The 13,667-nt window shown below is 63.7% G+C and carries 13 protein-coding genes and 2 pseudogenes; 12 read left to right on the top strand and 3 right to left on the bottom strand.

Going from position 1 to position 13,667, the window contains the following annotated elements; genetic code table 11:
- Positions 1 to 27 precede the first annotated feature (27 nt).
- Complete coding sequence (locus NO887_RS03255; protein WP_256417559.1) at positions 28 to 1,959, top strand: helicase C-terminal domain-containing protein; 1,932 nt, start codon at positions 28 to 30, stop codon at positions 1,957 to 1,959.
- Between the two features lie 329 nt (positions 1,960 to 2,288).
- Entirely contained in the window at positions 2,289 to 2,480 is a 192-nt protein-coding gene (locus tag NO887_RS03250) for a DUF7317 family protein (protein ID WP_256417044.1), read from the top strand.
- A 76-nt stretch (positions 2,481 to 2,556) separates the two neighbouring features.
- Here NO887_RS03250 and NO887_RS03245 read toward each other — a convergent pair whose 3' ends face one another.
- Positions 2,557 to 3,663, bottom strand: a complete 1,107-nt coding sequence (locus NO887_RS03245; protein ID WP_256417043.1) for a 60S ribosomal export protein NMD3 — start codon at positions 3,661 to 3,663, stop codon at positions 2,557 to 2,559.
- Positions 3,664 to 3,851: 188 nt separating this feature from the next.
- On the opposite strand from NO887_RS03245, the gene NO887_RS03240 reads away from it, so the two are divergent.
- Positions 3,852 to 4,205: a DNA-binding protein gene (locus NO887_RS03240; RefSeq protein ID WP_256417042.1), complete on the top strand. Its 354-nt coding sequence runs from the start codon at positions 3,852 to 3,854 to the stop codon at positions 4,203 to 4,205.
- The gene (locus NO887_RS03235) at positions 4,206 to 4,799 is read left to right on the top strand and encodes a DUF7411 family protein (RefSeq protein ID WP_256417041.1); all 594 of its coding nucleotides are present in this window, start codon (positions 4,206 to 4,208) and stop codon (positions 4,797 to 4,799) included.
- 242 nt (positions 4,800 to 5,041) lie between these two features.
- Here NO887_RS03235 and NO887_RS03230 read toward each other — a convergent pair whose 3' ends face one another.
- Complete coding sequence (locus NO887_RS03230) at positions 5,042 to 6,580, bottom strand: phosphohexomutase domain-containing protein (RefSeq protein WP_256417040.1); 1,539 nt, start codon at positions 6,578 to 6,580, stop codon at positions 5,042 to 5,044.
- Positions 6,581 to 6,711: 131 nt separating this feature from the next.
- On the opposite strand from NO887_RS03230, the gene NO887_RS03225 reads away from it, so the two are divergent.
- A complete protein-coding gene (locus tag NO887_RS03225; RefSeq protein ID WP_256417039.1) occupies positions 6,712 to 6,990 on the top strand; it encodes an acylphosphatase in 279 nt (92 codons plus the stop codon).
- Positions 6,991 to 7,272: 282 nt separating this feature from the next.
- Here the strand turns inward: NO887_RS03225 and NO887_RS03220 are convergent, their stop codons facing one another.
- A complete protein-coding gene (locus NO887_RS03220; protein WP_256417038.1) occupies positions 7,273 to 7,698 on the bottom strand; it encodes a winged helix-turn-helix transcriptional regulator in 426 nt (141 codons plus the stop codon).
- Between the two features lie 69 nt (positions 7,699 to 7,767).
- On the opposite strand from NO887_RS03220, the gene NO887_RS03215 reads away from it, so the two are divergent.
- The 7 genes and pseudogenes from NO887_RS03215 to NO887_RS03190 all read left to right on the top strand — a co-directional run bounded on the left by NO887_RS03215 (position 7,768) and on the right by NO887_RS03190 (position 13,623).
- On the top strand, positions 7,768 to 8,217 hold the full coding sequence (locus NO887_RS03215; protein ID WP_256417037.1) for a DoxX family protein: 450 nt from the start codon (positions 7,768 to 7,770) through the stop codon (positions 8,215 to 8,217).
- An 80-nt stretch (positions 8,218 to 8,297) separates the two neighbouring features.
- Positions 8,298 to 8,780 (top strand): VOC family protein, encoded by a 483-nt coding sequence (locus NO887_RS03210; protein ID WP_256417036.1) that lies wholly within the window; start codon positions 8,298 to 8,300, stop codon positions 8,778 to 8,780.
- Positions 8,780 to 9,433 (top strand): flavin reductase family protein, encoded by a 654-nt coding sequence (locus NO887_RS03205; protein WP_256417035.1) that lies wholly within the window; start codon positions 8,780 to 8,782, stop codon positions 9,431 to 9,433. Before NO887_RS03210 ends, NO887_RS03205 begins: the two co-directional genes overlap by 1 nt.
- A 401-nt stretch (positions 9,434 to 9,834) precedes the next feature.
- Entirely contained in the window at positions 9,835 to 11,670 is a 1,836-nt protein-coding gene (locus tag NO887_RS03200) for a multicopper oxidase family protein (RefSeq protein ID WP_256417034.1), read from the top strand.
- Between the two features lie 186 nt (positions 11,671 to 11,856).
- Positions 11,857 to 12,084: pseudogene (locus tag NO887_RS03195) on the top strand (cupin domain-containing protein); the annotation flags it as partial.
- Positions 12,044 to 12,402 (top strand): annotated as a pseudogene (locus NO887_RS18565) (DMT family transporter). The pseudogenes NO887_RS03195 and NO887_RS18565, both read left to right, overlap by 41 nt.
- Positions 12,403 to 12,648: 246 nt before the next feature.
- Positions 12,649 to 13,623: a deoxyhypusine synthase gene (locus tag NO887_RS03190; RefSeq protein WP_256417032.1), complete on the top strand. Its 975-nt coding sequence runs from the start codon at positions 12,649 to 12,651 to the stop codon at positions 13,621 to 13,623.
- Positions 13,624 to 13,667: the final 44 nt, after the last annotated feature.

Below are 13,667 nucleotides of genomic sequence, written 5' to 3'. Positions count from 1 at the left end.
AATTCGACGAGCGCGTCAGGGAGAGCCGTGGACCCCGATCGGATCCCCACCGAGTTCCCCGCACCGAGCTTCCGCGGCGCACAGGAGCAGGCGCTCGCGGACATCCGCGACGCGTTCGCTGCCGGCAACGAGGTCGTGTTGGTGCGCGCGCCGACCGGCAGCGGCAAGTCCCTCCTCGCGCGCGCCATCATGGGCGCGGCCGCCACCGTCGACGAGACGTCGCCGAGCGAGGCGACCGGCGCGTACTACACGACGCCGCAGGTGTCGCAGATCGACGACGTGGAGGCCGACGACCTTCTCGACGACTTGGCCGTGATCCGTGGGAAGTCGAACTACGACTGCATTCTCTCGGGCGAACACGACACGCCGGTCAACCGCGCCCCGTGCGTTCGCCAGCAGGGGTTCGACTGTTCGGTGAAACACCGCTGCCCGTACTTTTCCGACCGCGCGATCGCTTCGGGGAATCGATACGCCGCCATGACGCTCGCGTACTTCATGCGGACCGCGGGCTCCGAGGTGTTCCGAAAGCGCGACGCCGTCGTGATCGACGAGGCCCATGGGCTCGCAGAGTGGGCGGAGATGTACGCGACGATCGACCTCTCGCCGGGCCGCGTCCCCGTCTGGGACGAGGTCGGCGTCCCCGATGTCGAGGCGGACGCCGGTCCCGACGAGGACGCGCTCGACCGGACCGCCCGGTTCGTCGAGTCGCTTCGCGACACTGCGAGCCGAGCGAGAGACGAACTGACGGGCCGGCCGGAACTCGACCGGGAAGAGGTCGCACGCCGGGACCGATTACAGGAGCTGGTCTCCGAGCTCGGCTGGTTCCTCGAAGACTACCGCGATCTCGACTCCCCGACGACGTGGGTCGTCGACCAGCCGGGCGGCGAGGGATCGGAGATAGCGATCAAACCCCTCGACCCCGCGCGGTACCTCAGACACACCGTGTGGGACCGCGGGAACAGGTTCGCCCTGCTGTCGGCGACCATCCTCTCGAAGGAGGCGTTCTGTCGTGGCGTCGGCCTCGACCCCGCGAACGTCGCGCTGGTCGATGTCAAGCACACGTTTCCGCTGGAGAATCGCCCACTCTACGACGTGACACAGGGATCGATGACCTACGAGCACCGCGACGAGACGGTGCCGAAGATCGCCCGGCTGATCGTCCGACTGATGGCGAATCATCCCGACGAGAAGGGGCTGATCCACGCGCACTCGTACGACATCGCCGGGCGACTCACCGAACTTCTGGGCGAGTTCGGCGTCGCCGCGCGGGTTCGTCGCCACGGCCGATCCGACCGCGACGCGGAACTCGCGGCGTGGCGGGCGAGCGACGAACCGACGGTGTTCGTCTCGGTGAAGATGGAGGAGGCGCTCGACCTCCGCGACGACCTGTGTCGGTGGCAGGTGGTGTGTAAAGCGCCGTACCGCAACACAAACGACTCGCGGGTCGCCCGTCGACTGGCCGACGGTCAGTGGGCGTGGTACCACCGAACCGCACTCCGGACCGTGATACAGGCGTGCGGACGCGTCGTCCGCGCCCCGGACGACTACGGCGCGACCTACCTCGCGGACGATTCGCTTTTGGATCTGTTCGACCGCGCGGAGGCAGATACGCCGCCGTGGTTCCGCGATCAGATCGAGGCGATGACGACCCCGTCGCTGCCCGACTTCGACGCGGCGGCCGCGCTCGACGGCATCGACGCCGAGCCGTCGGGGCCGTCCCGAGCGGGTCGGCGGCGCGGGCGCGGCGGTCGGTCGGTCGGCGACGCGAACGGCCGGACGCGCGACCGCGACACAGGGTCAGCTAGCGCGTCGACACCGGACTCACGGGGTAGTGACACCTCGCGGGGCGGAGCCGACGGCGGAAACGACGACGCCGGCGGGGATGACGGCACTCGGGGGGAGACCGACGCCGAGCGCCGACGGAACCACCCGCTCTCCGATGTCTGGGGCGACGGCTGACGGCACGGTCTCGCTGGAGTTCGCTCGTGTCGGGTACGAACGCCTCAGAGCAACGAGATGCCCCACGCGACCATCGAGCTCACCATGAGGAACGCAAAGAACAGCGCGATGAGCTGTTGTCTCTCCATGTGACAGACACAGTCGCAGACGCTGATAATTCCTGCGGGGTCGATTCGGGTGTCTGCCGTCGATCGCGAGCCACGACCGATCGATCTAAGTGTGGGTATACGCCTCGCCGCGGATCACTCGGTAGTATATATCATATAAGGTCTATGAGGACCCTGAATGGAGTAGTAATCTTCATAAACCATCATGCCTGTACAGATGATATGGTCACACACGGGCTGTCGAGTGCGCTGACGCTGTATGGTGCGCGAACACTGACACTCTCTCAGGCGGCCGCACAGGCCGGTCTCAGTGAATCGGAGTTCATCGACCAACTCGCGCGCCGCGGTATCGAGGTGACCGACGCGGAGCGTGCAGCCGCACTCGGCGAGGAACAGCCGGCTCGTGCAGACTGACCGATAGCTTCCCAGTCGCTCGATTTTCCACTCGGAGCGTTGCGTTTCCCGGTGACGCTGAGGGCCTCGCGTTCGCCTACTCTTCGGGGACGAGGTGAACCGCGCCGCCGTGTTCGAACGCGAGCACGGTCTCCGCGTCGTCGTCGACGAAATCGGGGTTCGGGACCGTCTTCGCCTCGTAGGTGCTCGGATCGAGCACTTGGATGGCGTTCTCGTCTTCGACGGTCACCACGGTCGTCTCCGCCGCGTCGTCCCGGGTCCCGAGCCGGGTCGCGTCCGGCGCGTCGGCGTCCTCGAAGTCGGAGGCGTACGCCTCGCCGGTCGCGAGCCGGACTCCCTGCAGTCGACCGGAGACGCCCGTGACGAGGACGGGGCCGTCGCCGTCCTCGGGGTCGAGTATCTCCCCCTCTGCGTACCGCGGGAGCCGGACCGCGAACGTCACTCGGTACACCTCGTTGCCGTCGCCGTCTTCGGTGACGAGCGTGGGATACGACTCGAAGCTGCCGCCGAGCCGCTCCGTGATCCTCGTGGCGACGTTCTGGGCGAGCCGATTCGACGAGAGCATCACGTCCGGGCCGTCGTCGGTCTCGTTCACCTCGGTGATAAACGCCTCCCGGTCGCCGTCGGCCTCCTGTCTCGCGACGTACGACTCCGCGATCGACAGCGCCTCCGCCCGCTCCTCGGGCGTCAGGTCGCGTTCGTCCGCGCGGATCTGGACGATCCCAGCGTAGTAGCCGCCGGCGATGCGCCCACAGCGGTCACAGGTCCCGCGCGATATCTTGACCGGGACGGTGACCTCCGCGGAGCGGAGCGTCCCGCGGACGACGCCCGAGAAGCGACAGTGCATCCGGATGGCATTCTCGTCGACCTGTTCGGGCTCGACACCCCACTCCACGTCCGTGGCGTCGACGTGGACACCGAGCCGTTCCGCGACCTCGTCCACGGCGACGTCGGTGTAGTCGCGTGCGCCAACGTCTCGCCACGACTCGCCGCGCCGGACCGCACCGCACCCGGAGCAGACAAGCACCTCGATCCGGTCCGGAGCGTCGACAAGGTCGAAGTCTTCGAAGTAGCAGTCGTCACACAACAGGGCGTCCCGTCCGCCCGGATCGCCCGGGAGCGGGTCTCGCCGCTCGTCGACGGCGTCGCCGCAGCGCGGACAGAACTCCCGCGATTCGCTCATTGCTGCGAGATACATCGAGGAGCCGTTTAAGCGGCGCGGACCGGAACCGATGAGCGACAACGCCGAACTGGCGACGGCCGACCGTCTCGAACGGGTGTTCGATCCAGTCTCGCGTGGGCTGTCCGGTCTTCGGTGTTCAGGCCGATCCCTCCGAAATCGTTTTTCGCGCGGACCGTGAACGGGTGGGTATGAGCGAGAATCCTGACGACGAACGGCTGCAGGAGCTTCGAGAGGAGAAGATGGAAGAACTTCGCGAGCGGAAACAGCAGGGCGGCGCAGATCCCGATGCCCAGCAGGAGGCCCAAGAGCGCGCCGACGCGCAACAGGAGGCGGTGCTCAAACAGCACCTGACCGACGGTGCGCGCCAGCGACTCAACGCAGTCGAGATGTCGAAGCCGGAGTTCGGTGAGAAGGTGAAACAGCAGGTCGCCGCCCTCGCGCAGAGCGGCCGCATCCAAGGGCGTATCGACGAAGATCAGATGCGCGACCTCCTGAAGGAACTCCAGCCCGACCAGCAGAGCTTCGACATCCGGCGGAGATAGATGGAACTCGCGCTGCTGTACAGCGGGGGAAAAGACTCGTCGCTCGCCGCCCACCTGCTCGATCGGTTTTACGACGTGCGGTGTGTGACCGGGAGCTTCGGGCTCACCGACGACTGGGAGCACGCCGAGCGCGCCGCGACGGAACTCGGATACTCGTTCGAACGGGTCGATCTCGACGACGAGGTGGCCGCGGCCACCGTGGAGACGATGATCGCGGACGGGTACCCCCGAAACGGGATCCAGCGCGTCCACGAACACGCGCTGGAGGTGGTCGCGACGCGGGATGTCGACGCGATCGCCGACGGAACCCGCCGAGATGACCGCGTGCCGACGGTGTCGCGCGCGCAGGCACAGAGCTTGGAGGACCGCCACGGCGTCGACTACATCTCCCCGCTCTCCGGATTCGGTCGCCACGCCGTTGACCGCCTCGTCGAGGCCACGTTCGACGTTCAGCAGGGGCCGAGCGAGGAGGTTCCGAAGGCCGACTACGAGGACGAACTCCGAACGCTCATCGCCGACGAGCACGGAGAACGGGCGGTCGACGAAGTCTTTCCGGACCACGACCAGACCTACGTGCACGGTCGGAATCGATAAACTGCCATCAGCGATATCGAAGGTCGGATCGCAGTCGTGCTTCAAGAGTTACCGATGCATCTGAGCACATTTTCGATAAGTCGGTCTTCTCGCGAACGCGGTGCAAGCGGTTCGAAGCCGGCGTTCGTTTAGACCGCGGCCTAGTGATCGTAAACGAAGTCCACGACCGTGGGTTCTCCGATAGGTTCACAGGACCGGGCCCCATCATTGACCTCCTCCCGCGTCACACACCGCCGCTCCCGTCACGTACCGTCGCCCGAATCCGTAACCGCTCTGACGGCCGCCTCGACGACCGCTTCGGCCTCCGCGATCACGTCGGCGACAGCGTCGCTTTCGGCGTACACGCGGACGTACGGCTCCGTTCCCGACGGTCGAACGAGGACCCAGGAAGCGTCCGGAAACTCGATCCGCACGCCGTGGTCGGTGTCGACTTCGGCGTCGGGAAACGCGTCGGGCAAGTCCGTCTCGAGGCGAGTCATCGCGTCGTCCTTGGCGTCGTCGGGACAGTCGACGCTGACCTTGCGGTAGGGTCGCTCCGTGATCGGAGCGCGGAGTCCGTCGAGACCCTCGTCACCGACGAGCTGGGCGATAACGGCCGCCGACGCGACGCCGTCGATCCACTCCCCGAAGCCGACGTGAACGTGTTTCCACGGTTCCGCGGCGAAGACGACGCGGGTGTCGTCTGAGCCGGTCTCCGCCGCCGTCTCCCGGACGGCCGCGATGCCCTCGTGGAGCGCGCCGAGGCGAACGCGCTCGACCCGGCCGCCGGCCTCGCGGACTCGCTCGTCGATCCGGCCGGAGGCGTTCGGCGTGGTGACGACCACCGGATCGGCGGCGTCGCTCTCTCGGGTGTACCGTTCGGCGAGCATCGCGAGCACGGTGTCCTCGTGTACAATTTCGCCGTCGGCGTCGACGATCACGATCCGATCCGCGTCGCCGTCGTGACCGATGCCGAACGCGAAGCTCTCGGTTTCCTCCTTGCTCACGTTGCCCCTAGCGGGCGAATCGCCCATGTCACTCCCGTCGCTCTCGTCGTTGGCGTCGGCGACGAACGCCCGGAGGTTGGCGAGCGTCTCCGGCGTCGGCTTGCTCCCGCGCCCCGGGAAGTGACCGTCGATGTTCCCGTTGAGGGTGACGACCTCGGCACCCAGCTCGCGGAGAACGGTCGGCGTCGCCGGCGCGCTCATTCCGTTGCCACAGTCGATCGCGATCCGGAGTCCGTCGAGGTCGGCTCCGAACCCCGCGGCGTACTCGCGTACCGCGTCGAGATAGCGCGAGAGCGTGTCGACGCGCTCGGAGTCGGTCCACTCGTCCCACGCCGCCGGCGGCGTCTCCCCATCGACGCGCGTCTCGACCGCGCGCTCGGCGTCGCGGTCGAACTCGCTGCCGTCGCGGAACAGCTTGATCCCGTTGTCGGTCGGCGGGTTGTGCGAGGCCGTAAGCATCACGCCGTACCGGCCCCGCGAGGCGTACGCGAGCGCCGGCGTCGGCAGTTGACCGGCGCGCTCGACCGCCACGCCGCCCGACGCGAGTCCGGCCTCCATCGCGGCCGCGAGCGCCGGACCGGTCACCCGCCCGTCGCGCGCGAGCACGACCTCTGGCACCGGCTCTGTGGCACCGCCGACATCCGTGTCCCCGCGCTCGCGGTCATCTCCGCCGCCTCCGGTCGGTTCGCGGTCGCACACTACCGCCGCGACCGCCCGGCCGACGGCGAGCGCGAGTTCCGGCGTCACCCGCTCCGCGGCGCTCCCGCGGATCCCCGCGGTTCCGAACAAGTTCATACCGGTAGCGTCGCCGGCGAGTCGTTAGAAGCCGTCGGTTGCGGGCGGGTTGACACCGTTCCCGCGATGGTCCTCGTGACGTGTTCGGGTCGCCGTAGTAGTTACAACGGTGGCGACCGCACGCCCGATCGATGACCGATCGAACGCGAGCACACGTGTACGTCTCCGGGCGCGTTCAGGGCGTCTACTACCGCGCGACGACCAGAGACACAGCTCGGGAGGCGGGCGTCGACGGCTGGGTCCGGAACCTCGACGACGGGCGCGTCGAGGCCGTCTTCGAGGGCGACGAGGCCGCAGTCCGCGAGATGGTCGAGTGGTGTGAGACGGGGAGCCGCGCCGCCGAGGTCGACGACGTCGCAGCCGAGTACGAGGAACTGGAGGGACTCGACGGCTTCGAGGTCAGGTGGTGAGTGGCGGGCTACGGCGATCGACCTCGATCACCAATCCTCGATCACCGATTACCGATTGGAGCGGAGGCGCGTGCCGGCGAGCGGCCCTCGGCCGCGAGTCGCCCGCGCGAGGGAGCGGTGAGCGCTCGAAGAGCGCGAACCGTGAGGCTGGGGAGGCGTGAGGTGCGGGGCAGTGCGGGGCAGTGTGGGGTGGGAATCGAAGGGGCAGCCGTGAGGCTGGGGCTTCGGAGGTGTCCGTGTCGATCAGCGATTTAAACGACCCATGGTCTCGTCGACGGACGCCTACGCGTTACACTCCGCGAGCCACTCGTGAGCCCAGTCGTCGATCTCCTCGAAGACGGGCGCGAGCGACTTCCCCTTTGGAGTGAGACTGTAGTAGGTCGCCACGGGGGAGTCCTCTTCGAGCCGCCGGTCGACGAACCCGGTCTCTTGGAGGTCGTCGAGCACGCGCGAGAGGGTGCGGGCGTTGGCGTCCGTCTCGCGTTTCAGCTCGTTGAACCGCGACTCGCCGTTCAACAGCTCGTGGAGGACGACGAGCCGCCACCGCGATCCGATCTGTTCGAGCGAGTCGACGACGGGACACGGCGTCTCCGGACCCGAAACCGTGTCCGTTCCGGACGCGGTGTCGATCGCGCTCGTCGCTTCCGCCGCGTCCGTGGCGTCTGTCGCTTCCGCCGGATCCCCGTCGGCGAGTTCTGGTGAGGACATCGGTGTTACCTGCTTGCACAGTTGTCCGGGAAGCGATATATAGGTTACGTCCGTATACGTAATTACACAATGTTAGCTGAAATCACGACGCTACCGCTCCAGTTCGAGACGCCCTTCGCGGGCGAACTGTTCCTGCTCGGCCGGATCCTGTTCGGCGCGACGCTCGCGTTCATGGGACTGAACCACTTCGGCGACCTCGACGCGATGACGGGCTACGCCGAGTTCAAGGGGCTTCCCGCCCCGCGGTTCTCGGTCGTCGCCTCGGGGGTCCTGCTCGCGCTCGGCGGGCTCGGCGTCGCCGTCGGCGCGTTCCCCGTGCTCTCGGCCGGCGCACTCGCCGTCTTCCTCGTCGTCTCCGCCGTGACGATGCACGACTTCTGGGCTGTCGACGACCCCGAGGAGAAGCAAAGCGAGATGACGAGCTTCCTCAAGAACGTCTACGGTGCCGGTGCGGCGCTCGCGCTGCTCGCTGTCGGCGGCACTGCGTGGCCGTACGCCCTCGGTATCGGCCTGTTCTGAGTCGGTCTCCTTCTTCCTCGTACTGCGTTCCCCCGCCAACATCACTAACTGACTTCGCGACGACTCCAAACACACGACACATGACCGACGCCCCACCCACTACCGGCCTGCATCACGTGACGAACATCTGCACCGACATGGACGAGACCGTCGCGTTCTACGAGGACGCGCTCGGCTGGCACACGGTCAAGCGGACGCAGAACTACGACGACCCAGGGACGCCGCACTACTACTTCTCGTCCACTCCGGAGGGAGAGCCGGGGACGAACGTCACCTACTTCGAGTACCCGAACTCGCAGGGCGCGCCCGGCCCCGGCGCGAGCCATCACTTCGCGTTCGGCGTCGAAGACGAGGCCACGCTGCGGGAGTGGCAGACACACCTCCGCGAACGGGGCGTCCGGGTCTCCGAGATCAAAGACCGGACGTACTTCAAGAGCATCTACTTCAGCGACCCCGACGGGCTCGTCTTCGAACTGGCCACGGAGGGGCCCGGATTCGCTCACGACGAGGACGAACCCGGAAGTGACGAGATCGACCCGTTCGAACGCGGGTACGAGAACTGATGGCCGACGAGGAGAGCGGACCGTCTCGCTCCGACACTCACCGTACCGACACGCCCCGCAGCGACTCACACCGCAGCGGCGGGCCGGACGCGTTCGGCTCGCCGTACCGGCTGCTCTCGACCGCGGTGACGCCCCGCCCGATCGCGTGGGTCTCCTCGCGGGGATCGGCCGGGGAGAACCTCGCCCCGTACAGCTTCTTCAACGTCGTCGCGATCGATCCGCCGGTCGTCGGCTTCTCACCGGTGGCGACCGCGGCGAACCCGAAGGACACGCTCGCGAACGCCCTCGAAACTGAGGCGTTCGTCGTCAACATAGTCACTCGCGACCTCGTCGAGACGATGAACGCGTCGAGTGCGACGCTCGCGGCCGGAGAAAGCGAGTTCGACCACGTCGGAATCGAGCGCGCCGAGGCGACGCGAGTGGACGCGCCGCGGGTCGCCGACGCGGCCGTCGGACTGGAGTGTGAACTGTACGACTCGATCGAGGTCGGCACGTCGACGCTCGTGCTCGGCGAAGTCGTCTACGCCCACGCGGCCGAGTCCGTTCTCACCGACGGCAAAATCGATATCGACCGACTCGACACGGTAGGGCGGCTCGCCGGCGAGTGGTACGCGAGCACCGACGACCGGTTCGAGATCGAACGGCCGCCGTAGCGGCTGCGAGACACGGATCGGCGCGATGTCTGCCGATCGCTGAGAGCGGGTGGCCAAGTCACAACCTCGGAGGATAGGTTTGATGCGTGCCTTCTATTCAGAATCTCTCAACACGAATCAACAATTGGGACTAGGCGCGTCCCCGTTACTGAGGACGCTCTTCCGTAGGAGATTGTTGATACAGTGTCCCGTTACAGATCTCATACAGTAGCTAGCCGATAGAACTGCTGAATCGCATGTTCTCGATCCGCTCAGCTTACTACGGAATCGCAATATGGCTCCCCATCAACAATGTGCGACAGAAAAACATTATTGATTTTCCACTGTCGAACATATTCGGTCTCCTCTCATGAAATGGGATCCGTCTGGCTTCTCTTTTGTATGAAGCGGATAGGGCTAGTATGACTGGTGACCGAACTGGACAACCGAAGAGTACAGTCGCACGTCGGAGATTTCTCGCGGCCGTAGGTATCGCCAGTACCGGGGCATTCGCGGGCTGTTCCGGAAAGAGTGTCAGTGCTCCGGTCGCCGCAAAAGACGCTAGAGACGCCGATGGAATATCTGACGAGACTCACACGTCGCCGGAGCTCGAACGGTGGGTCGACGAGGTACCTCGCCCGGGCGTTATCGAACCGAGCGGAACCAAGGACGGCCAGCCACGCTACGAGGTGGAGATGGCCGAAATCGAACAGAAACTCCACCGTGACCTCCCCCCGACGACTCTGTGGGGATACGGCGGCCAGTACCCAGGCCCGACGATCGAGGCCGAGCAGGGTGAACCGATCTACGTTCGGTGGCAGAATCATCTGCCAGACGAACACCTCCTCCCAGAGGATCCGACGATCCACGGCGACATCATCCCGTACGACGAGCCGGGGGCCCGCGTCGTCCCCCACCTCCATGGAGGCAACGTCGAACACGAAAGCGACGGGAAACCGCAGGCCTGGTTCACCCGTAACTTCGAGCGGACAGGCCCCGACTTCAAGAAGAAGGATTACTACTACGTGAACGACCAACCGCCCGCGACCCTGTGGTATCATGACCACTCGCTCGGGATCACCCGTTTGAACGTCTACGCCGGCCTCGCGGGATTCTATTTGCTGCGGAACGACCACGAGCGAGAACTCAATCTCCCAACGGGTGATAACGAGATTCCGCTCGTCTTCCAAGACCGGAGTTTCAATGAAGATGGGTCGTTGTACTACCCCACGGATGTCCCGGATACACGAGACGGCGACGACTCACGCCCCGAGCCGAGCATAGTCCCGCAGTTCTACGGCGACGTGTCGACGGTCAACGGGAAGGCGTGGCCCCGGTTGTCCGTCGATCCCGAACAATATCGGTTCCGCTTGCTCAACGGCGCCAACAGCCGGTACTATAACCTCAAGCTGCTAGAATACGACGAGAAATCGGGTGAGACAGGGGATTCGGGTCCGCCATTCGTCCAGATCGGAAACGACGGCGGGCTCCTCTCGGAGCCCGTCAAGACCGCTGGCCGCCTCGAACTTGGATCGAGTCAGCGAGCGGACGTCGTCGTCGACTTCAGCGAGTACGCGGGCGAGACGCTGCTCTTACATAACGACGCGCCGGCGAAGTACCGAGGCACGAGCGGAATCGAGGCGGACGACGCCGAGCCTCTGCCGGAAATCATGCTCGTTGACGTCGTGGCGGGCGAAGCCGATCGGCAGTCCGATCGACTCCCGGATGAACTGACACGGGTGCCCGACATTCCGATGGGCTCCGTAGACACCGAACGATACCTCACGCTTGCTCGGCAATCTGATGAGTACGGCCGACCGCTGTACGCGCTGGGAACCAGCAACGAGCAGATGGGATATGAACTCACAGACCCGGTCACAGAGACCCCGACGCTCGGAGACACCGAGATTTGGAGTCTCGCTAACTTCACGGGGATGTCCCACCCGATACACCTCCATCTCGTTCATTTCCAAGTGCTGGGACGACAGTCGGCCGCTGAGTATGACCCGTCTGAAGACGAAATCGATCTGGACGTGCTTGATGGCCCCGAATCGTACGAACTCGGATGGAACGACGTAGTCACGGTCGATCCGGGTAACGTGGTTCACGTGATCGTACACTTCGGAGAATTCGAGGGATTGTTCTCCGATCAAACCGGAGATTACATGTGGCACTGTCACATGATCGAGCACGAAGACCACGACATGATGCGACCATTCAACGTTTTGCCGGCCGACGGCGAGACTGAGACTGACTGATCTGTCGATGGGTTTGATCTGGCAGGAACATGTTCGACTCAACTCTCTTGTGATTTCCCGTTTCATACTGAAGTGTATGGTTTTAGGCCAGCCTAAATCGATACGAGTGATCGAGTTTCCCGATATCGTTTCGCGACCCGTTGTCCCGCCATTTGATCGTGGTTACTCCTACACAGGTGAGGCGGTATGACTGCTATCGATTTTGGCACGGAACGGACGTACGACGACGCAAATTTTTCGACGGTGGAGGTGTTCCGGAGCGAGCAGATGAAGGTCGTCTGCGGGTACTTCGAACCGGGACAGTTCATTCCGGTTCACGCCCCGTCCAGTGACGTGCTGATCGACATTCGGTCTGGTACCGGACTCGTCCGCGATGGCGATACGGAGCACCGTGTCGGAGCGAGAGACGTCGTGGCTCGTTTTCTTCATCACCGTCCTGTTTGAGATCGCTTGGGCGATCGGTCTGGTGTATTCTGATGGGCCCCCTCAGAATCGATCCCGACAGCAGGGACAGTTGCTACACTCATCATCAGAATGGTATTGCTCGCGAGAGCAGTTTAGGACCTCCCCATCGGGACTACGTATCCTGTTTGGACAGGGATCAGGGCTGTAGGCACCGCGTCTCTCGGTATTGTCTTATTTGATGAGCCAGCGACGAACCTTCATGTTCTCTTCATTTCCGTGATCGGTTTCGGAACCGTTGGCCTCTACTTTGTCTCCGGAGGCCATTAACGATAGTAGTCTGCATGCTGTGGAAGTTGACCAGTCGGGTCGACTGTCAGCATCGGGTCTGGGACCGGAGACACATCGAGTGACTGGAGATACTCAATCGCCTTAGCGATACGGTTGTCATCAGGACGGAGGATAGCCACTGTGGGCTGGAACATGTTAGACAGTTAGTTGATACTGGACTTGGGTGTATCGACAATTGGCGTCCGGTCTCGAACGATTCAAACCTCTATCCTACGAAGCATCAGTATGGACGACGAGTCTCATGACCACGTTGTTCCGGGAAGTAACGAAGAGTTGGCCACACCAGACGTACAGGGATACGACTTCCGGGGAGAATTCGATTTACAAGAGATGCTGGAAGCCTATGCGACGACGGGCTTTCAGGCGACACAACTCGCAGAAGCCATCGACATCGCCGAGCAAATGCAAGATGCTGATGCTACGATCTATCTCACGTGTACGTCGAATATCATTTCATCAGGACTGCGTGAGGTCGTCGCCTACCTTGTTCGCGAAGGGTACGTCGACGTGCTCATCACGACTTCAGGATCGTTAGCGGAAGACATCATCAAGACGGCGAAACCGTTCAAAATGGGGGAATGGGATGCGGACGAAGCTGCGCTCCGGGAACAGGGAATCAACCGCCTTGGAAACATCTTTGTTCCCTCTGACCGCTATATCTGGTTAGAGGAGTACCTATATGATTTCTTTGACGATTTCTTTGCCGAACAGAAGACACGAACACCGACGGCGTTTGCTCGTGAACTGGGCGACACGCTCGATGACCCAGATTCAATTCTAAAACAAGCAGCGGACAATGATGTTCCCGTCTACTGTCCGGCGTTGACAGACTCAGAGATTGGGAATTTTCTCTACTATTACCGACAGGGATATGATTCGGACGTCGGGATCGAGATCCTCGACGATTACGATTCACTCATCGAAGATGGGATGCTCGCCGATACGACAGGTCTGATCGCAGTCGGAGGTGGTGTGCCGAAACATCATGCGATTATGACAAACCTATTCCGCGGCGGGGCAGACTATGTCGTCTATATTTCGACCGGTATGGAAGGGGACGGGTCACTCTCTGGAGCGCCCCCAAATGAGGCAGTCTCGTGGGGCAAGATCAAAGAGGATGAACAGACAAACTACACGCAGGTCGAGGCAGAAGCGACGCTCGTCTTCCCACTGCTCGTAGCGGGTGCTTTCGGCGGATGAGTAGAAATAACTCTTTCAGACATAAAACTAATGTTACCATACTC

Source organism: Halorubrum laminariae (genome assembly GCF_024494655.1).
GTDB lineage: Archaea > Halobacteriota > Halobacteria > Halobacteriales > Haloferacaceae > Halorubrum > Halorubrum laminariae.
Note: the sequence above shows the minus strand (reverse complement) of the source record. Positions and strands in the feature narration are given on the sequence as shown.